This is a genomic window from Campylobacter concisus (assembly GCF_002165815.1).
GTDB classification, from domain to species: domain Bacteria; phylum Campylobacterota; class Campylobacteria; order Campylobacterales; family Campylobacteraceae; genus Campylobacter_A; species Campylobacter_A concisus_BH.
In genome coordinates this window covers 60760-80646 of record NZ_NDYN01000001.1, presented here as the reverse complement: position 1 = coordinate 80646, position 19887 = coordinate 60760, and the positions used below count along the sequence as shown (strand labels likewise).

General features: G+C 39.7%; 23 protein-coding genes. 19 read left to right on the top strand and 4 right to left on the bottom strand.

The window, feature by feature from the left end:
• Window positions 1-6: 6 nt before the first annotated feature.
• A complete protein-coding gene (locus B9N65_RS00425) occupies window positions 7-390 on the bottom strand; it encodes a RidA family protein (RefSeq protein ID WP_087582351.1) in 384 nt (127 codons plus the stop codon).
• A gap of 146 nt (window positions 391-536) precedes the next feature.
• On the opposite strand from B9N65_RS00425, the gene B9N65_RS00420 reads away from it, so the two are divergent.
• The 3 genes from B9N65_RS00420 to ccoS are packed head-to-tail and all read left to right on the top strand — an operon-like array spanning window position 537 to window position 3801.
• The gene (locus B9N65_RS00420; protein ID WP_087582350.1) at window positions 537-1157 is read left to right on the top strand and encodes a helix-turn-helix transcriptional regulator; all 621 of its coding nucleotides are present in this window, start codon (window positions 537-539) and stop codon (window positions 1155-1157) included.
• A complete protein-coding gene (locus B9N65_RS00415; protein ID WP_087582349.1) occupies window positions 1154-3532 on the top strand; it encodes a heavy metal translocating P-type ATPase in 2379 nt (792 codons plus the stop codon). The genes B9N65_RS00420 and B9N65_RS00415 overlap by 4 nt, the downstream gene beginning before the upstream one ends.
• Complete coding sequence (gene ccoS, locus B9N65_RS00410) at window positions 3532-3801, top strand: cbb3-type cytochrome oxidase assembly protein CcoS (protein ID WP_087582348.1); 270 nt, start codon at window positions 3532-3534, stop codon at window positions 3799-3801. Before B9N65_RS00415 ends, ccoS begins: the two co-directional genes overlap by 1 nt.
• On the opposite strand, the gene B9N65_RS00405 is transcribed toward ccoS, so the two are convergent.
• Window positions 3736-4344, bottom strand: coding sequence for a LysE/ArgO family amino acid transporter (locus tag B9N65_RS00405; RefSeq protein ID WP_180385103.1), 609 nt, complete (start codon window positions 4342-4344; stop codon window positions 3736-3738). The two genes, ccoS and B9N65_RS00405, sit on opposite strands and share 66 nt — an antisense overlap.
• A gap of 117 nt (window positions 4345-4461) precedes the next feature.
• Between B9N65_RS00405 and B9N65_RS00400 the strand changes: the two genes are divergently transcribed.
• Window positions 4462-6123: a DNA polymerase III subunit gamma/tau gene (locus B9N65_RS00400; protein ID WP_087582346.1), complete on the top strand. Its 1662-nt coding sequence runs from the start codon at window positions 4462-4464 to the stop codon at window positions 6121-6123.
• Between the two features lie 530 nt (window positions 6124-6653).
• On the opposite strand, the gene glnA is transcribed toward B9N65_RS00400, so the two are convergent.
• Window positions 6654-8084 carry a type I glutamate--ammonia ligase gene (gene glnA / locus B9N65_RS00395; protein WP_087582345.1) on the bottom strand — a complete coding sequence of 477 codons (1431 nt, stop codon included), beginning with the start codon at window positions 8082-8084 and terminating at the stop codon, window positions 6654-6656.
• Window positions 8085-8171: 87 nt separating this feature from the next.
• Window positions 8172-8951, bottom strand: a complete 780-nt coding sequence (locus tag B9N65_RS00390; RefSeq protein ID WP_009294011.1) for a histidinol-phosphatase — start codon at window positions 8949-8951, stop codon at window positions 8172-8174.
• A gap of 136 nt (window positions 8952-9087) precedes the next feature.
• On the opposite strand from B9N65_RS00390, the gene B9N65_RS00385 reads away from it, so the two are divergent.
• From B9N65_RS00385 to trmD, 15 genes are all read left to right on the top strand, one after another.
• Entirely contained in the window at window positions 9088-9846 is a 759-nt protein-coding gene (locus tag B9N65_RS00385) for a chemotaxis protein (protein WP_087582344.1), read from the top strand.
• The gene (locus tag B9N65_RS00380; protein ID WP_087582343.1) at window positions 9846-11105 is read left to right on the top strand and encodes a peptidase U32 family protein; all 1260 of its coding nucleotides are present in this window, start codon (window positions 9846-9848) and stop codon (window positions 11103-11105) included. Before B9N65_RS00385 ends, B9N65_RS00380 begins: the two co-directional genes overlap by 1 nt.
• Window positions 11102-11596, top strand: a complete 495-nt coding sequence (gene purE, locus B9N65_RS00375) for a 5-(carboxyamino)imidazole ribonucleotide mutase (protein ID WP_087582342.1) — start codon at window positions 11102-11104, stop codon at window positions 11594-11596. Before B9N65_RS00380 ends, purE begins: the two co-directional genes overlap by 4 nt.
• A gap of 11 nt (window positions 11597-11607) precedes the next feature.
• Window positions 11608-12081, top strand: a complete 474-nt coding sequence (locus B9N65_RS00370) for a DUF3972 domain-containing protein (protein ID WP_087582341.1) — start codon at window positions 11608-11610, stop codon at window positions 12079-12081.
• 3 nt (window positions 12082-12084) lie between these two features.
• The gene (locus tag B9N65_RS00365) at window positions 12085-12501 is read left to right on the top strand and encodes a GyrI-like domain-containing protein (RefSeq protein ID WP_087582340.1); all 417 of its coding nucleotides are present in this window, start codon (window positions 12085-12087) and stop codon (window positions 12499-12501) included.
• A 10-nt stretch (window positions 12502-12511) separates the two neighbouring features.
• On the top strand, window positions 12512-13366 hold the full coding sequence (gene glyQ / locus B9N65_RS00360) for a glycine--tRNA ligase subunit alpha (RefSeq protein WP_002941957.1): 855 nt from the start codon (window positions 12512-12514) through the stop codon (window positions 13364-13366).
• Window positions 13367-13378: 12 nt separating this feature from the next.
• On the top strand, window positions 13379-14101 hold the full coding sequence (locus B9N65_RS00355; RefSeq protein ID WP_087582339.1) for a Nif3-like dinuclear metal center hexameric protein: 723 nt from the start codon (window positions 13379-13381) through the stop codon (window positions 14099-14101).
• 17 nt (window positions 14102-14118) lie between these two features.
• Window positions 14119-14826 carry a zinc ribbon domain-containing protein gene (locus B9N65_RS00350; protein ID WP_087582338.1) on the top strand — a complete coding sequence of 236 codons (708 nt, stop codon included), beginning with the start codon at window positions 14119-14121 and terminating at the stop codon, window positions 14824-14826.
• A gap of 9 nt (window positions 14827-14835) precedes the next feature.
• A complete protein-coding gene (gene waaA, locus B9N65_RS00345) occupies window positions 14836-15972 on the top strand; it encodes a lipid IV(A) 3-deoxy-D-manno-octulosonic acid transferase (RefSeq protein WP_087582337.1) in 1137 nt (378 codons plus the stop codon).
• Window positions 15969-16727: an RluA family pseudouridine synthase gene (locus B9N65_RS00340; RefSeq protein WP_087582336.1), complete on the top strand. Its 759-nt coding sequence runs from the start codon at window positions 15969-15971 to the stop codon at window positions 16725-16727. The genes waaA and B9N65_RS00340 overlap by 4 nt, the downstream gene beginning before the upstream one ends.
• A gap of 62 nt (window positions 16728-16789) precedes the next feature.
• Window positions 16790-18130 (top strand): signal recognition particle protein, encoded by a 1341-nt coding sequence (ffh, locus tag B9N65_RS00335; RefSeq protein WP_021085569.1) that lies wholly within the window; start codon window positions 16790-16792, stop codon window positions 18128-18130.
• Between the two features lie 71 nt (window positions 18131-18201).
• Window positions 18202-18429 carry a 30S ribosomal protein S16 gene (rpsP, locus tag B9N65_RS00330; RefSeq protein WP_009293992.1) on the top strand — a complete coding sequence of 76 codons (228 nt, stop codon included), beginning with the start codon at window positions 18202-18204 and terminating at the stop codon, window positions 18427-18429.
• Entirely contained in the window at window positions 18429-18671 is a 243-nt protein-coding gene (locus B9N65_RS00325) for a KH domain-containing protein (RefSeq protein WP_009293991.1), read from the top strand. Before rpsP ends, B9N65_RS00325 begins: the two co-directional genes overlap by 1 nt.
• Entirely contained in the window at window positions 18664-19194 is a 531-nt protein-coding gene (gene rimM, locus B9N65_RS00320; RefSeq protein WP_087582335.1) for a ribosome maturation factor RimM, read from the top strand. Before B9N65_RS00325 ends, rimM begins: the two co-directional genes overlap by 8 nt.
• Window positions 19191-19883 carry a tRNA (guanosine(37)-N1)-methyltransferase TrmD gene (gene trmD, locus B9N65_RS00315; protein WP_087582334.1) on the top strand — a complete coding sequence of 231 codons (693 nt, stop codon included), beginning with the start codon at window positions 19191-19193 and terminating at the stop codon, window positions 19881-19883. The genes rimM and trmD overlap by 4 nt, the downstream gene beginning before the upstream one ends.
• Window positions 19884-19887 lie beyond the last annotated feature (4 nt).

The following is a 19887-nucleotide window of genomic DNA, read 5'->3' as shown; positions in this document are numbered from 1 at the left end:
AGCTTTTTAAATTTTTCTATCAAGTATCGCTGTGGCTTCGATTTCTAGCAGGCAGCCAAAGTGAAGTTTGTTTGTCGGCACTACGACACGAGCTGGCTTGTGATCACCAAAAAATAGCGCATACTCGTCATCTATCTCGTCCCAAAAGTCGATATCTGGCGTATAGATGCGGCACATTAAGATGTCGTTTCTCGTCGCATTTGCCAGCTTTAGCACGTTATCAAGGTTTTTTAAAGCCTGCCTTGTTTGCGCCTTTAGCCCATCTGGGATCTGCCTAGTCTCTGGATCCATGCTAAGCTGTCCTGAGATGTAGAGGATGCCGTTGTGCTCGGTCGCCAAAGAGTAGTGAGCCTTTTTCTTTTTTGAAATTTCGGTCTCATAAATTTTCATATTTTCTCCTTAAAAATTTAAAGGATTATAGATAAAAAATTATTATTACCACTTAAATTTCACAAATTTTCATAAAAAATTATATTTTTCTTATCGAAAATTTAAAAATATTTTGGCTAAACTTAAACAAAAACAAAAGGCGCCTTATGCATCCTATATTAAAGGCATTTATCCCAACGGCAAATTTGATCCAAAAAAGCTCGCCATTTGCCTGCGAAGTCGTGCTGCACGATCTCTCTCACCCACAGCGCTCAGTCGTCTGCGTAGCTGGCGACGTCACTGGCAGAAAGGTCGGACAAAGTTTTGACCACCTTGTAAGCGAGGTCTTAAATAGCAAAAATTTCAAAGACGACTACGTAGCAAACTACTTTTTTACCAAAGACGAAAAGCTGGTGAAGTCCTCAACTGCATTTATCAGAGACGAGTACGGAGAGATCATCGGAGCTATATGCGTAAATGTCGATGCGAGCGTGGCAAAGAGCCTTTTTGAAGTGGCTGGGAATTTCTTAAAAACGAGTGAAAATGAGCCAGATGGCGAGCAAAATGACGATGTGACAAAGATCGTCTTAGGCTTGATCGACAAGATCATCGCCAAAAACGAGGGTAAGAAGCTCAAAAAAGAGCAAAAGCTAGAACTCGTTGGCTTTATGAACGAAAAGGGCATTTTTAACATCAAGGGCGCTATCGAGGTCGTAGCAGCCAAGCTAAATGTCTCAAAGATCACAATATATGGCTATTTAGATCAGCTTAAAAAGAAGCGTCCGTGAAGTGTAGGTGCTCTCACTGTAAGCAAAGCTTTGACGAAAGCGCGATGATAGAGGCCAAAGGCGGGCTTAAGTTTTGCTGCGCTGGTTGCAAAGGCGTCTATGAAATTTTAAATGAAAGTGGCCTTGGCGAGTTTTATGAGCGCCTTGGCAAAAACACGCTAAATCCTGCAAGTAGCGGCGCAAATGTCAAAAATTTAGCGGCAAATTTTAGCGAGCTAGTGACAAAAGAGGGCGAGTTTTCTAAAATTTCGCTTCTCATTGACGGCATAACCTGCTCGGCGTGCATCTGGCTGCTTGAAAAGGCGCTGTTTAGCCTGCCTGGTATCTTGGAGGTAAATATCAACTCGCTTAGCCAAAAAGCAGTCATCGTTTACGATGAGCAAGAGCTTTTGGTGGAGCAAATAATCGAGAAAATTTACGCCGTTGGCTACACTCCAAAGGCCTACGCGGCGAGCCAAAAAGAGGACGAGCTAGTCAAAAAAAGGAGAAATTTCTACGCAAAAGCGCTTGTTGGCGTCTTTGCCACGATGAATATCATGTGGCTGGCGATCGCGCAGTATGGCGGCTACTTTAGCGGTATCAGAAGCGATGTGAAGGACCTGCTAAGCTTCGCGCAGTTTGTGCTGGCAACGCCTGTGCTTTTTTACACTGGCAGCGAGTTTTTTAAAGGGGCGAAGATCGCTATCAAAAACGCCTCGCCAAATATGGACCTGCTCGTTATCACTGGGGCTAGCATAACCTACATCTACTCCATTTTTGCGATGCTTACAAGAAGCGGCGAGAGCTATTTTGACTCGGTTGCGATGATCATAACCTTTGTTTTTATCGGTAAATTTTTAGAAATTTTAGGCAAGAAAAAGGCGCTTGAGACCTCAAATTTCTTAAGCGATATGCTGCTTGCAAAAGTGTGCGTTTTAGAGGACGGCAAGGACATTTTAAAAGAGCCAAAGGATGTAAATTTAGGCGAAAAGATCGTGCTAAGATCAGGCGAGAGAGCGCTGCTTGATGGGGTGGTGCTTAGTGGCGAGGCGAGCGTGGATAGCTCAAGCTTAACAGGTGAGAGTTTGCCACTTTTACTAAGCTGTGGGGGCGAGGTAAAAAGCGGCGTTGTCTGTCTAAACGGACAGATCGTCTATGAGGCAAGGCAAATTTTTAAAAACTCATATCTTAATAAGCTTATAAATTTACTCCAAAACGCAGAGCTAAAAAAGCCAAATATCGAGCTAGCAGTCAATAAAATCGCCTCAAAATTCTCTCTTGGCGTGCTAACTCTAGCTTTTTTTACATTTTGGTTTTGGTATTTTAAATTTAGCTTTTCAGAAGCGGTAGTCACAGCCGTGAGCGTCATCGTGATCGCTTGCCCTTGTGCGCTTGCCCTTGCCACGCCAGTTAGCAGTGTCTGCGCCCTTGGGGTTGCTTTTAAAAACAAGGTGCTTTTTAAGGAGGCTAAATTTTTTGAAAGTCTAGCAAAATGCGATGTAGCAGTGTTTGACAAGACTGGGACGCTTACAAAGGCTAAATTTGAAGTGAGCGAGTTTTTTGTAAAAGATGGCGTGAGCATTGATAAAATTTACTCGCTTTGTCTCATCTCAAACCACCAAATAAGCGTGGCGGTGGCTGAGTTTTTAAAACAAAAAGGCGCAAAGAAAGTTGAGCTTGAAAATGCAAATTTAAGCGTGGCAAAGGGAGTTAGTGCTGATATTATGGGTGAGCGTTTTGTGGCTGGAAGTAGGCGTTTTTTGGCTGAAAGTGGGGTGAAATTTGATGAGTGCGAAGAAAATGTGAGCTTTTTTGTGGGCAAGCAGGGCGAGCTGGTGGCTAAATTTTACCTAAAAGATAGCGTAAAGCCCGAGGCAAAGGCTTTGATGGACGAGCTAAAGAGTGCTGGCATGAAAGTGTGCATCCTAAGTGGCGACGTGCAAAATGTTGTAAAAAACGTGGCAGATGAACTTGGTGTGAGCGAGTTTAGAGCAGGGATGCTGCCTGATGAAAAGGCTAAATTTATAGCTGGGCTTAAGCAGCAGGGCAAAAACGTGCTGATGGTTGGAGACGGCATAAACGACGCAGCTGCGCTTAGCCTCGCTCACGTGGCTATTTGCATGGGAAGTGGCGCAGCCGTGAGCTTAGAGAAAAGCGACGTGGTGCTACTTGATGATAGCCTTCAAAGCCTTGTAAAAGCGGTGAAAATTTCAAAATTTACCTACAAAACGATAAAGCAAAATTTACTCTTTTGCCTGCTTTATAACGCCCTTAGCCTGCCATTTGCCGTGTGTGGCTACGTCATGCCGCTATTTGCCGCGCTTTTTATGTCGGCAAGCTCACTAAGCGTCATACTAAACTCGCTTTTTATAGTTAGAAAATTTAAGGACAAATAGTGGATACAACGACTCTTGCGATGCTTGTTTTTATCTCGGTTTTGATGGGGGCGGCCCTGCTTTTTGGCGTGCTTTGGGGGATAAAAAATAGGCAGTTTGAAGACTACCGCAAATTTTTAGACGGAGCGAATTTAGATGGCGAAGACGCGCTAAATGAAGCCCATGCACTCGAACTTCGCAAAAAAGAGGCTCTAAAAAAGAGGCTAGAAGCTAGCAAAAATGAGCATGAAAGCAAGGGAGAGCATGATGAGACCGACAAAAAACTCTAAAATTTTCCAAGAGATGGGCCTTGCAAAAATGGGCGCTAAAAACCTAGCCAGATAGCCAAGTGAGAAGAAAAAACAAAATGAGGCAAGACTAGCTCCCACGCCAAATATCAAATTTTCATCTTTAAATTTAGTCGAAACCGAGCCTATTAGGATCATCGTGTCAAGATAGACGTGAGGGTTTAGCCAAGTAAATGCGAGCGTTAAAAGGATGTTTTTCTTTAAATTTGATTTCACATTTTCGCCGCTAGTATCCATGCTAAGGTCCTTAAAAAAGCATGTGTGAAAGCTCTTTAGTGCGTAAAAAAGCAAAAATAAAAAGCCACCATATAGGGCGATTTGCTTGATGATGGAAAAGTTTTGCACGAGGCTACCAAGCCCAAAAACCCCTGCAAAGATCAAGAGGGCGTCGCTAATGGCGCAAATAAGGCAGATGATAAAGATATTTTCTCTTTTGATGCCCTGTTTTAGGACAAATGCGTTTTGCGCGCCAATGGCTAAAATGAGCGATAAAGAGGTGAAAAATCCAGATATAAATGCTTGCAAATTTATCCTTTTCGCTAAAGTTTGGCTTAAATTTAGCGAAATTTAACTTTATCATAACCATAAATTTATGCCTTTTTTTATAAAATCAGCAAATTAAAATTGCAAAAAGGAAAGCAGTTGCAAGCACTAGCCCTAAAATATCGACCAAAAAATTTTGATGAGCTCATCGGACAAGAAGCCGTAAGCAAGAGCCTAACCCACGCACTTGACGAAAACAGAGTGAGTCATGCCTATTTGTTTTCAGGCCTTAGGGGGAGCGGTAAGACATCGAGTGCTAGGATATTTGCAAAGGCTTTGGTCTGCGAGAAAGGGCCAACTTCTAGGCCTTGCGAGGTCTGCGCGCAGTGCGTGATGGCAAACGAGTCACGCCACATGGACATCATCGAGATGGACGCAGCTAGCCACAGAAAGATCGACGATATAAGAGAGCTCATCGAGCAGACAAAATACGCTCCTACGGCTGCTAGATATAAAATTTTCATCATCGACGAAGTGCATATGCTAACAAAAGAGGCGTTTAATGCCCTTCTTAAAACGCTTGAAGAGCCACCAAGCTATGTTAAATTTATCCTTGCGACTACCGACCCTTTGAAGCTGCCAACGACGGTGCTTTCAAGGACGCAGCATTTTAGATTTAAACAAATAAGTAGATATGAGATCGTAAAACACCTTGAATTTATCCTTAGCAAAGAGGGCGTGAGCTACGAGAGGGAGGCGCTTGAGATACTAGCTAGAAGTGGCGGCGGCTCGCTAAGAGATACGCTAACGCTGCTTGATCAAGCTATCATTTATGGCGCTAGCAATATCACAAAATCAAGCGTGGCAGCGATGCTCGGACTTCTTGATCCAAGTAGGATCGAGCAAATCATCGAGCACGTTGCAAATGCCGATAAAAACGCCATAAGAGTGCTTGTAACCGAGCTTGAGACCTATGAGCCAGAGATGATCATAGATGAAATTTTGGCAAATTTAAAGCAGAGATTTTTAGACAATGATCCAAAATTTTCGCTTCTTATATATGAGAGATTTTTTAGAATTTTGGCGCAGGCAAAGTCGATGTTAAGCGTATCAAGCGACAATGGCTTTGTGCTGATGCTTATGCTATTTATGATGATAGAGGCGCTAAATTTACAAGATATCGATGAAGCGATAAAGCTTGCTAAGAGCGAGCCTAACGTGGCTGTGATCGAGCCAAAAGCTGGCGTGAGTGAGCAAATTTTAGCCATAAAAGAGGCACCAAAGACGCCATACGAGCAGTTTGTGGCAAAAATTTATGATAGAAGCTTTGAACTTGGAGAAATTTTTAAAAATCACATAAGTTTTAGCTTTTTAAATGAAAATGAGCTTGGCTTAGTCGTCAATGCAACTGGCGATGAGCTGGCATTTTTCAAAAAAAGCTGGAGCATAATGCATGAAATTTTACATACAATTTTTGGTAAAAAAATCAAGATCGTAAATGCTAAAACCCAAATTCCTGCGGCAAAGCCTGAGCCTCAAACTAAGCCACAAGAGCCACAGGATAAATATAGCTACCTTGACGAGGAGATCGCTAAGATAAAGGCTAGGCAGCAAGACGAGCAAAAAGATGAGCCAGCAAGCAAGCCTGCTGCGCCTGAAACTAGGGTAAATGCGCTAGCTCAGCCACAAAATGACTTTGCAAAAGAGCTGATGTCGCTAAGTCAGAGCAAAAGCCCAGAGGAGCTTAAAAAGCAAAGAGAAGAGGGCGTTATAAAAGAGGCAAATAGGCTCTTTGGACAGCCTGAAGTGCAAAATAGCTAGGGATTTGGCTTTTTTGTAAATTTTTAAATAAAAGTGGTCAAATTTAGCTTTTAATAAAATTATCTGCTGCTATCCTAACTAAATAAAATCTTAAATTTATATTGCAAATTTAAAAGAGCTAGAGCTTGTTAAATTTGAACTCTTAATGAGGCAGGCAAATTTAAAACTCTGGCAAATTTACCCCTTGTTTGCAAAATCAAATTTAGCTCAAATTTTAACTGCCGTATTAAATTTGGAATTTCAAATTTATCTGCTATGACTATTTTTATGTATAAGCTTTAAATTTCTAAATTTGCATGAGTTTTGGCTTATTAAATTTAAAATTTATTCTTGTGTGTAAAGCCAAATTTAGTTCAAAATTTAACTATATAGATTTTATATTTTTAAAAAATTTATCTGTTGTGGTTAAAAGAAATTTCTAAGCGATAATGCTTATTGGATTTAGCTCTAAATTTAATAATCGCAGGATTTTATATTTTAAATTTGATTAAAGAAGTCTCCAAGCCCAAAATGAGCTTGGAGATTGCGTTTTAGCAAGAGAAGCAAGTCTTAAACTCGTAAGCGGTTGGACGTGCTTCGTAAGGCCAAACCTGAGTTTCAAATTTCATGTGTTGATAAGTGTCGATGAAAAGATCGCTCATTATCGGTTTTAGGTATTCGTTATCGCGAATAAGCGCTTCAAGGCTGCCACGAAGTGTGTGTGGGAGCTGCTCGATGCCGCGCTCTCTGATCTCATCGAGGTGAAGTTTAAATAAATTTTCATTCATCGGACCAACTGGCTCGTATTTGTGCTTAACGCCGTCAAGGCCTGCCATTAGCATCGCTGAGAAGGCTAGATAAGGGTTTGCTGTGCTATCAGGAAATCTCATCTCAGCTCTAACTGACTTCTCGCCAGCGCCGTAAGGTATGCGGATGCTCGCTGAGCGGTTTTGGCTAGAGTAAGTGAGGATAGATGGTGCTTCAAAGCCCGGGATTAGGCGTTTGTAGCTGTTTGTGCTTGGGTTTGTGAAGGCTGCAACGCTTCTTGCGTGTTTTAAAACGCCGCCGATGTAGTGCCTTGCAAAGTCACTTAAATTTGCGTAGTTGCCCTCTTTGTAGAATAAATTTTTACCATCTTTCCAAACTGATTGATGCACGTGCATGCCGCTGCCGTTGTCGCCATAAAGCGGTTTTGGCATAAATGTAACTGTCTTGCCGTTTAGGTGAGCGACCATGCGAACGACGTATTTGTAAATTTGAACGTTGTCAGCAGCCTCGACTAAGTTGCCAAATTTCACGCCGATCTCGCCTTGACCTTGTGCGACTTCGTGGTGTCCTAAAAATACTTCAAGGCCAACTTGCTCTAAAACCTGCATCATTTCAGCTCTTAGATCGACCATGCTGTCGATTGGCTGAGTCATCAAGTAGCCGCCTTTTCTGCGTGGGCGGTGACCTGTGTTGTAGCTATCTTTAAAGTCCGCAGCGTCGTTCCACTCGCCTTCTTCGCTATCTACTTGATACATCGCGCAGTTTGGGCTGTCGATGATTTTGACGTTGTCAAATACAAAAAATTCATTCTCAGGGCCAAAATATGCCTCGTCGCCAAGCCCACTATCTTTTACATATTGCATCGCTCTTTTTGCGATCGAGCGAGGGCATTTTTCATAAATTTGACCTTTATAAATGTCGTAGATATCGCAAAAAACAACGACTGTGATGTCAGAGGTAAATGGGTCCAAAAACGCAGATGTCGCTTCTGGCTTCATTATCATATCGCTTTTGTCGATAGGCTGCCAGCCGTTCATCGAGCTAGCGTCCATTGGGATGCCGTTTGTGAAATTCTCTTTTGTAACAGCTTTTATGTTATAGCTTATGCTGTGCCAAGCGCCGTTTAGATCAGTAAATCTAAAATCTACAAATTTAACTTCATTTTCTTTGCAAAAATCAAAAAAATGATCGATGTTTTGGACAAATTTTCCCATTTTTTATCTCCTTCTGGTTTTTAATTTTCGTATTGTATCACAAAATTTTATATTTAAGATTATTTTTATATTTTATTTGACCCCAAACTAAAATTTTACTAATTCTCTATCTCTGTTTTTAAATATCGCACACTTTGAATATCCCAAATTTCTAGCTATCTGCTCGCAAATTTCGCCATTTTTACCGATATCTTCTTTGGCATGAGCATCTGAGCCAAAGGTAATAGTGATGTCATTTTCGGCGATTAACTCTAGCAAATTTACGCTTGGATATTGCTCGCCGATAGGTTTTCTAAAGCCAGCTGCGTTTATCTCGACTACCAAATTTGCCTCTTTTATCGCTTTTACTGCGTTTTTGGCTAGGATCCTGACATCTTTTTTGGGTAAAAATTTAAATAGCTTTAAAAGATCGATGTGCCCCATGATGTCAAATTTACCAAGTCTAGCCGATCTTTCTATGTGGTCAAAATACTCCTGCCAAATTTGATCCAAGTCTTTGCCCTCGTAGCCACCGATAAATTCAGGGTTGTCAAACGCCCAGCCGTTAAAAAAATGCACAGAGCCTATTAGATAATCAACCTTTCTAGCAAAAACTCGCTCGTCCATAAAGCCATCTAAAAAGTCCATCTCATAGCCAAGTAAAATTTCTATCTCACCGCTAAATTCATCTCTTAAACGTAAAATTTCGTCTTCATAGCTTTGCATCTCCTCAAATTTCATCCTATAAGCTTCATCGTAGTTCATCGGCGCGTGATCGCTAAAGCCAAAGTATTTTGTGCCAGCTTTTATGGCGCATCTCACAAATTCTAGCGGTTCACCAACTGCGTGGTTGCAAAGAGGTGTGTGGTTGTGAAGATCGACGGTCATTTTTAGCCTTTTAAAGTCGTTTATTTTTCAAAAATGCTACCTAAAATTTGATAAATTTAAAGATAAACGCATACTTTTTAAACTTTCTTTTTATTTAAATCCTATATAATCAAGGCAAATTTTATTAGGAGCTTTTATGACCCAAGAGGAACTTGACGCGCTTATGGCGGGCGGATTAGAGGATGATTTAGGTGATACTAAAGATGCCAGCCAAGAGGTCGCGGACGTCAAAGAGGAAACAGACGAGGTAGCAGAAGTTGCAGAGGCAATGAGTGCTAAAGCAGATGAGCCACAAGCAAAGTCAGAGAGTAGCTCAAAACAGAGCGAAAACTACAGAGTGAGCGCGGACGGCGTTTGGCCACCACCACCACCGACTGAAGACCATAAAATGGTGCATCAGCTTGACGATGTGACAAGAGATAGCGAAGAGAAAGCTACTCAGATGTTTGACAAGCTTGAGACGATAAATAACTTTTTTATGGACGCTGAGAGCGACTCAAATAGCCTAAAAGACGCGATAAACTCAAACGTTGAGCTATTTACGACGCTAAGTGAAAAATTTCCAAATATCGCCGCATTTAGCGAAGCTTTGGAGAAAAACAACGCACTTCTTGGCACGATCGATAATATCATCTCAAATTTACAAATGGGACAAGATGAGATCATGATGGCTATGGATATGATGCAGTATCAAGACATCCACAGACAAAAGATCGAGCGCGTTATCAACGTTATGAGAGCACTTAGCAAATATATGAATACATTGTTTGAAGGTCGTATCGATGATGATAAGCGTGTTGGTTCAGCTGTTCATATCGCTGGTGATACAACGACTGAAAACCTTGTCAGCAACGATGACATCGAAGCCTTGATAGAAAGTCTAGGTAAAAAATAGTGCTAAAAAGGCCTGAGCTTTTATCTCCAGCTGGAAATTTAACAAAACTTAAAATCGCCCTTGAATACGGAGCCGACGCTGTTTATGGCTCGGTGGCTAGCTTTTCGCTAAGGACTAGATCGGCAAGGGAGTTTAACCTTGAAACATTCAAAGAGGCGATAGACTACACGCACGAAAAGGGAAAGAAATTTTATGCGACCATAAATGCCTTTCCTTTCAACTCTCAGATAGAGCCGCTAAAAAGGCACTTGCAAACCATCTCAGCGATGAAGCCAGATGCCTTTATCATCGCAACTCCGGGCGTTATGAGCCTAGCAAAAGAGATCGCTCCAGATATCGAGATACACCTATCAACTCAGGCAAACGTTATGAACGTGCTAGACGCTAAAATTTATCACGATATGGGCGCAAAACGCATCGTCGTGGCACGTGAAATGAATTTAAAAGATGTTATAAAGATAAAAGAGGAAATTCCAACCCTTGATATCGAAATTTTCGTCCATGGCTCGATGTGCTTTGCCTACTCTGGCAGGTGCTTGGTAAGCTCAGTGCAAAGCGGACGTATGTCAAACCGCGGCAGCTGCGCAAATGACTGCAGGTTTAAATATGAACTCTACGCCAAAAACGAAGAGAGCGGCGTGCTTTTCCGATTAGAAGAGGACGAAAACGGCACTCACATCATGAACTCAAAGGATCTTTGCCTCATCTCACACATCAAAGAGATCGTTGATAGCGGTGTCATTGATAGCTTTAAGATAGAGGGCCGCACAAAGAGCGAGTACTACGCAGCTTGCACAGCAAGAGCCTATAAAATGGCGATAGATGATGCCTTAAATGATAAATTTGACGCGCAAATTTATGAAAATGAGATAAATACGCTGAAAAATCGCGGTTTTACTGACGGCTACTTAGTGCATAGACCTTATGAGCGAACCGATACGCAAAACCATACGAGCAGCCTAGAAGAGGGCACTCATCAGGTAAATGCTATAAGTGAAGACGGCGAGTTTTTTAAGTGCAAGTATAAAATTTTCCCAGGCAATAGCTATGAGATCGTAGCACCTACTGGCTCGCATATAGTTGATAGTGAAAATGAAATCTCTAAGGTCTATTCGCAAGATGGCAAGAAATTTATCAAATTTAAGCAGCTCATCACCAAAAAAGGCAAGGTCATGAGCGAAATTCACAGTGGCAATGAAAATGAGATAAACCTTGGCGTTAAGCTGCCAAAATTTAGTTTTTTAAGGGAGAAAATATGAAATTTGTTTCTATTATAATGGGAAGTAAAAGCGACTATGAGATCGTTAGCGAGACGGCAAAGACTCTGGAGAAATTTGGCATAAAATATGAACTGATAATCAGCTCAGCCCACAGAAGCCCAAAAAGAACTAGCGAGTACGTCGCAAATGCCGAGAAAAAGGGCGCAAAAGTCTTCATCGCAGCTGCTGGCATGGCAGCCCACCTAGCTGGTGCAATCGCTGCAAATACAACAAAGCCAGTGATCGGTATACCAATGGCTGGCTCGGCTCTTAGCGGCGTTGATGCACTTTACTCAACTGTGCAAATGCCAAGTGGTATGCCAGTGGCAACCTTAGCTATCGGCAAGGCTGGCGCAATAAATGCAGCCTATCTTGCGGTGCAAATTTTAGCCCTTGAAGATGAGGGGCTAGCAAGTGCGCTAAAGGCCGATAGAGAGGCAAAGATAAAGGCTTTAGAGGAAGACTCTTCAAAGGTTGAAGTGATACTATAAAAGGAGAAGCGGTGCAGACCTATCTTGGAGTTGATGAATTTTGCAAACTTGTGCACTTGGAGCGCGAAGTTATCGAGGATATGATAAATCGTGGCGTTTTAAAAACCAAAGAGGAAAATGGAGAAATTTTGATAGAAGCGAGCGAGGGAACGATGAGCGTGGTGCCTAGTGTTTCGCAAAATTTATCTTTGCAGCCGCAAACCCAAGATGGTTTTACCTTTGTTGAAAAGACGATCGGCACGATACTAAATTTACACGAAAAGGTGCTTGACGCAAAAGATGAGACGCTTGAGACCTTAAGAAATGAGAATAAATTTTTAAAAGAGGCGCTCATTTCGATGCAAGAGCTCTATGACGAGGATAGAAAAACGGTCGAGACGCTTACAAAACAGCTTAAAATTTCACAAGATGAAGTTGAATTTCTAAAGCGAAAATACAAGCTCATGTGGAACCAAGCGGTTGAAAATTTTAACGGACAAAAGTAGTTTATGAAGATTATAAATTTAGAAAATAGCTTTGAAATTTATGGAGTAAAAACTCGCACTAAAAATGAAGATGAAATGGACGGCAACGGCAAAATTCCAGCTTTATGGTCCAAATTTATGAGTGAATACTATGATGGCAAGAGTGAAATTTATAGTGTTTACTGTAACTACGAAAGTGATTTTAATGGACATTACGATAACTTCATCGGCACAATATCACGCCAAAAAGATAGTGAAAATTTAAATATACAAAGCGGAAAGTACGCTCTTTTTAGCTTTGCAAATGAGCCACAAAATGTTGCAAAATTTTGGGATGAAATTTGGAGATATTTTGAAAGTAGCGAGCTAGAAAGAACCTATAAAACAGACTTTGAAAAATACCTAAAAGATAAAATAGAAATTTATATATCAATAAAATAAAAGGCAAAAAATGACATTTTCACAAATAATACTAACGCTTCAAAACTATTGGCAAGAGCAAGGCTGCGTCATACTTCAGCCATACGACATGCCAGCAGGTGCGGGCACATATCACCAAGCGACATTTTTAAGAAGCCTTGGACCAAAGCCCTGGGCGACCGCATACGTAGCTCCAAGCCGCCGTCCGACTGATGGTAGATACGGCGAAAACCCAAACCGCCTTGGCGCTTACTATCAGTTTCAAGTGCTCATAAAACCAAGTCCAGAAAATATCCAAGAGCTTTATCTAAAAAGCCTTGAAAGACTTGGTCTAAATTTGAAAAATCACGACATCCGCTTTGTCGAAGACAACTGGGAGAGCCCTACACTTGGTGCTTGGGGACTTGGCTGGGAGGTCTGGCTAGATGGCATGGAGGTTACGCAATTTACCTATTTTCAACAAGTTGGCGGCATCGCATGCGAGCTCATCTCTGGCGAGATAACATACGGTCTTGAGCGCTTAGCTATGTATCTACAAGACGTAAATAGCGTCTATGACATCGTTTGGGACGACTCTAATGGCAACATCGTAACCTACGCCGACGTGCATAAACAAGGCGAGTATGAGTGGAGTAAATATAACTTTGAAGTGGCAAATGTTGATATGCTTTTTAACCAGTTTGAAAACGCATTTAACGAGTGTAAGCGTTGCTTGGAGGCTAAAATTTCACTGCCAGCTTACGACTACTGCATGCTTGCAGCTCATACATTTAACGTGCTTGACGCGCGCGGAGCGATCAGCGTTACACAAAGACAAGACTACATTTTAAAAATTCGCGAGCTTGCAAAAGAGTGCGCGCTAACATATAAAGAGAGCTTAGAGTAAAAGTAAAATTTGATGAAAATAGCTGAAATTTATAAAATCTTAGATGAAATTTGCCCATTTGCGAGCCAAGAGTCTTGGGACAATAGTGGCCTTCAAGTTGGCTCATTTGATAGCGAATTTGAGCGAATTTATCTAAGTCTTGATCTTGATAGCGAGCTTTTGCAAAATGTCTTGCCAAACTCGCTCATCATCACTCACCATCCGCTTATTTTTAAAGGGCTAAAGAGCCTAGACTACAGCCTCTATCCAAGCTCGCTCATAAGAGAGATGATGATAAAAAATATCTCGCTCATCTCACTTCACACAAATGCCGACCTTGCATTTTTAAATGAAAAATTTGTGACGCATGTTTTGGGGCTTGAAATTTCAAGTAAAGAGGGCTTTTTGATCTACGCTGATGTGAAGATGAAATTTGCTGAGCTTTGCAAATTTGTAAAAGAAAAACTTGGGCTAGAAAATTTAAGAGCAGTTTATACAAAAGATGAAATTTCTAAAATTTGCATCTGCACTGGAAGTGGCGCAGATCTCATGCAAGATGTCAAAGCAGACGCCTTTTTAACAGGCGATTTAAAGTATCACCAAGCCCTTTATGCAAAGGAAAATGGACTAAATTTGATCGACATAAACCACTATGAAAGCGAGCGTTATTTTAGTGATTTTTTAGCAAAATATTTGCAAAATCTAAAAATTGAAGTTATAATAAGCAATTCTAAAAACCCATTTACATATTGCTAACAAAAAAAGGAAACATTATGAATAAATATTTGCAACAATTAGTTGAATTATCTGATCTTGACAAACAAATAGATGGTTTTACGCCGCGCATACAAGAAGTAGAAAAAGCCTATAAAAGCATAGAAGAAGAGTGTGAAACTATAGCGGTTAATGTAGAAAGACTTGACGAAGAAGTAAATGATCTAAAATCACAAAAATCAGGCACAAACGCTCATATCGCAGAATTTAGCGCAAAGATCAAAGACGTAGCTAAAAAAAGCTCAAGCGCAAAAAGCGAAAAAGAGATAAAAGCGCTAGGTCTTGAAGAAGATATCGCAAAAGAGCAGCTTGAAGCAGCAAATGAAGAGATCGCTAGACTTGAAAAACTAATAGACAATAAAAATGCTCAAAAAGATGAGCTAAACGCTAAAAAAACAGAGCTTGAAGGAAATTTAGAAAAGATAAAAAGCGAGGTTTCATCTGAGCTTGAAAAGATCGAAAAAGAGCGCAAAGAGGTTTATGCTAAAAAAGATAAACTTGTCGCTGCGATGAATCAAAAGATCCTAGCATTTTACGAAAAGATCAGAAAATGGGCTCACAACACAGCCGTTGTGCCTGTTAAAAAACAAGCTTGTTATGGCTGCTTTATGCAGATAAATGATAAAACTTTTTCGTCTGTTATAAAGGGCGAAGATATCGTTACTTGTCCGCATTGTGGCAGAATTTTGTATAAACAAGAGCAATAACACACTTTCGTGATAATAATATATTATTTTTTAGCCTCAATACTCTATTTTTTTGGGGCTATTTTTCTACTTTTATTAAGTTTCAAAAAAAAATATCATAGATCAATCCCAGCACGTTTTTTTCTCTTTAATAATCCTAAATTTAAAGATGCAGATGTGCATTTTCACGCTTGCTCGTTTGGCGAAGTGCAAGCGCTTAAGCCTTTGATGCAAAAATTTGATAGCAAAGGCTTAAGCGTTGTGACAAATACGGGCTTTGAAGCGGCAAGCAAAATTTGTTCTAACACGAGATTTTTGCCATTTGAAATTTTCTTGCCATTTTGGTTAAAAAAGAGCAAAATTTTAGTCATTTTTGAGGCTGAGCTTTGGCTCATGCTAGTTTTCATGGCGAAGCTAAAAGGTAGTCGCGTGATACTGATAAATGCAAGAATTTCAGATAGAAGCTACAAAAGCTACCTGAAATTTGGCTTTTTTTACAGATATCTTTTTAAATTTATAGATAAAATTTACGCTCAAAGCGAGCTTGATAAAGAGCGGCTAAAAACGCTAGGAGCAGGTGAAATAGAGGTTGTTGGCAACATAAAAGCTGCGTTTTTACCAAGCGTGAGTAGAGTTTATGAAAAGCCAAAAGCTAGAGTGATCGTGCTAGCAAGTACGCATGCGGGCGAAGAAGAGATGATTTTAGATAATTTAAATTTAAAAGAAAATGATCTTTTAATCATCGCACCACGCCACCCTGAGAGATTTGCAGAGGTGGAAAAGCTAGCTAGCGAGTACGCTAAAAAGCATGACTTTAGCTTTGCTAAATTTAGCCAAACACATAAATTTGAAGCTAAAGTAAATTTGCTTGATGCTTTAGGCGAGCTTGTAAATGTCTATGCTATTAGTGATATAGTCGTACTTGGAGGCAGTTTTGTGCCAAATATCGGCGGACACAATCCAATCGAGTGCGCACAATTTAACCCAGTGATAATTAGCGGTGAGTTTATATTTAACCAAAAGGCGTTATTTGGCCTAGTTGAAAATATCTATATCGCAAAGGCTAGCAAGATCGGCGACATAATAGATAGTGACGCCAAAAAGAGTAAGATCGCCGTGCAGGCCAGCGCTGATGCGATTATAGAAGATATAAGGAGCACTTTATGAGTGAAGAAAAAGCGTATAAAATTTTAGCCAAGCAAAAAAACATCTCAAACAACGAGGCAAAGGAGCTAATCGACAGCGGGCTAGTCTATGCCAAGGGACAAAAGGTGATGATCGCTCGTGCGCTAATGAGCGAAAATACTAAATTTAGCGTCGAAGAGATGCCAAAGCCAAGCGTTATCTTTGAAGATGAAAATTTAATAGCAATTAATAAACCAGCTGCCGTAACTAGTGAAAAAATCAGTCAAATTTATAAATTTCCACTCCTTCATAGGCTCGATAAAGACACAAGTGGTGTGCTGCTTCTTGTAAAAAATGACGAATTTGCTAGCCTTGCCATAAATGAGTTTAAAAAGATGAAGGTTGAGAAAATTTACGTGGCAGCAGTTAGGGGCATTATGAGCGAGGAGGTCGTCGTAAATGAGCCGATCTTAACGATAAAAAATAAAAATGGCGCCTTTTCAAAGATATCAAAAGATGGCAAAGAAGCGATCAGTGAAATTTCACCGCTCATGGTTGTGGGTAAAAAAACGCTGGTAAAAGTTGTCATAAAAACAGGCAGGACGCACCAGATAAGAGTGCATTTGGCTAGTTTAAATTTACCTATCGTTGGTGACGAGAAATACGGCAAAAATAGGGCAAATAGAATGTTCTTGCATGCCTATTCTATCGCTCTTTTAGACTATAAATTTAAAGCGCCGATCCCAAGAGAATTTAACTCTCTTGGATTTGAGCTATCTAATAAATTTGAAATTTAAAGAGCAATAAAGAAATTATTTAGTAATATACGCCCTTTAATAACAACTTAGAAAGGTGATTAGTGTTCGAACAAATTAGCGAGTCTTTTAGATTAGCCGTTAGCAAGATACGTTTTGTAGATGACGAAAAAGCTCTAAAAAACGCACTTGACGTTCTAAAAAAAGCTCTTTTAAAAGCTGATGTTCACCACAAAGTCACCAAAGATCTACTCGCGTCTATCGAAAGCGAACTAAAGCAAACTGGCGTTGGCCAAAAGAATTTTCTAGATGCGATCAAGTCAAATTTAACGACTATCTTAACAGCTCCTGGCAATCAAGGCTTTGTCTATGCGCCAGTTGCGCCAACCATTGTTTTGATGGCTGGCTTGCAAGGTAGCGGTAAAACAACGACAACTATCAAGCTTGCAAACTATCTAAAACTAAGAAAGAAAAAAGTTTTAGTTGCGGCTTGCGACTTGCAAAGATTAGCAGCGGTTGAGCAGCTAAGACAGCTCTGTGTTGCAAATGAGATCGATCTTTTTTATATAGAAAACGAAAACAACCCTATAAAAGTAGCAAAAGAAGCACTAGAAAAAGCAAAAAGCGGCCTTTATGACGTGCTTTTAGTGGATACTGCTGGTCGTCTTGCGATCGATGAAAAGTTGATGCAAGAGATAAAAGATGTAAAAAATGCGATAAATCCACATGAAATTTTCTATGTAGCTGACGCTATGAGCGGACAAGATGCCGTAAAGACAGCTACAAGTTTTAATGAAATTTTGGGAATTTCTGGAGTTATCCTTTCTAAATTTGACTCTGACTCAAAGGGCGGCGTAGCTATTAGCATCGCAAAACAGCTAAATATCCCACTTAGATTTGTCGGTACTGGCGAAAAAGTAGCTGATATCGAGAGTTTTATACCAGACCGCATCGTAAGCCGTATAATGGGCGAGGGTGACTTAGCTACTTTGGTCGAGAAAACATCGACTATTATCGATGAAAAAGAGGCAAAGCGTCTAAATCAAAAGATAAAAAAAGGTCAGTTTAACTTTAATGACTTTTTGGATCAAATGGAAAGTGTTAAAAAGCTTGGTAGTATGAAGTCTTTGATGGGTATGATACCTGGACTTTCAAATATTGCAAATCAGATAAAAGATATAGACCTTGATAATTCAAAAGAAATTTTGCATATTAAGGCTATGATAAACTCTATGACGCAAAAAGAGCGTGAAAATCCAGACCTTTTAAACAATAGCAGAAAAAGGCGTTTGGCAGCTGGTTCAGGACTATCTCAAGTAGAGGTAAATCGCTTTTTGAAGCAGTTTGAAAATGCTTCAAAGCTTGCTAAGAAATTTTCAGGAAAGGGTGGGGCAAAAGGACTTGCAAATATGCTTTCACAAGCAAATTTAAAAAGACCTGTTTGATAAAAGGGTTTAAATTTGGATATTTTTTATCTAAATTTAAGCTTTATTTAAAAACAAGAGGAGAATATAATATGGCAACAGTAGTAAGACTAACAAGAATGGGACGTAAAAAAAGACCTTTTTATCGTATAGTTGTTACAGATAGCAGAAAAAGACGCGACAGCGGTTGGATAGAGAGCATTGGTTATTATAACCCTATGGTTGAGCCAAATGTTATAAATTTCAACAAAGAGAGATTGGACTACTGGAAAAGTGTTGGTGCTAAACTTAGCGATAGAGTTGCACAAATTACAAAATAATGGTTGAAAATTTTTTATACGAATACGCCAAGCTGATAGCTGATTTTCCTGAAAAGGTGACTATTGAGCGTCAAGAGCTTGGTGAAAATTTTGTCGAGATCATTATAAGTGCTGATAAGGTTGATACTGGAAAACTTATCGGCAAAGACGGCAAAATGATAAATGCTATAAAGACCGTTATTATTGGCTGTAAAGCTAAAGACAATACAAGTTATAGAGTAACGGTAAAAGCTATTGAATAGTGATATTGTTGAAGTCGCTACCATCGGGAGATGTGTTGGTTTAAGGGGCTATTTAAAGCTTCACAACAAGAGCGACTTCCCAGAGCAATTTAAAAAGGGCGCGACTTTTTTTGATAAAAACAATGATCAGCTCATCATAAAAGACTATAACAGATCAAAAGAGCTGGTTTTGTTTGAAAATTTTGATGACTTAGACATAGCTAAAACACTTGTAAATAGAACTATCTACACTACAAAAGAGCTTACTAGAAAAAACTGCAAACTAAAAAAAGATGAATTTTTTCAGTTTGATATTATTGGATTAAAAGTTATAGAAAATAGCGAAATTTTGGGTATCGTAGAAGATATCCAAGATAATTTTGCAAATTCACTTTTATACATAAAAACTGATGAAGAGCTTATTGCGGGTGGCAAACCAAAGAATTTTTATATTCCATATTTGGAGCATTTTATCGAAAACGTAAATTTGGATAGTGAAGAGATTTTGGTAAAAGGTGCTAGAGATATCTTAGAAAATTCATGAAATTTACGTTTATTACACTTTTTGAAAATTTAGTCAAACCTTACTTTTGCGATTCTATTTTAAAACGTGCGATTAGCAATAAATTTATTGAAATTGATTTTATAAACCCAAGAAATTTTACCAACGATAAACATAATAAAGTTGATGATTATATGATCGGAGGTGGAGCAGGGCTTTTGATGTTTCCGCAGCCTTTAGATGAGTCGATCAAATTTCTAAAAGAAAAAGATAAAAATGCCCATGTGATATTTTTGACACCGGCTGGTAAAAAATTTAGTCAAAATGATGCAAAAAGACTTTCCAAAAAAGATCATATTTGCTTTGTTTGCAGCAGATACGAAGGTCTTGATGAGAGAGTTGTTGAACTTTGGGCGGACGAAGTTCTTTGCATAGGTGATTTTATTTTAACTGGCGGAGAGCTGCCAGCACTTTGTATGAGTGACGCGATATCAAGAAACGTGCCTGGGGTTTTGGGAAACGACATGAGCCTTGAAGTGGAGAGTTTTGAAGATAATTTGCTTGAAGCCCCATCTTTTACAAAACCTGATAATTTTAAATCCCTCTTTGTAGTTTCAGAGTTTTTAAAGGGTAATCATGCTAAAATCCACAACTTAAAAAACAAGATGGCTCACTGCAAAACAAGGTACTTTCGCCCTGATTTATATCAAAAGCTAAAGCCACATAAATAAGGAA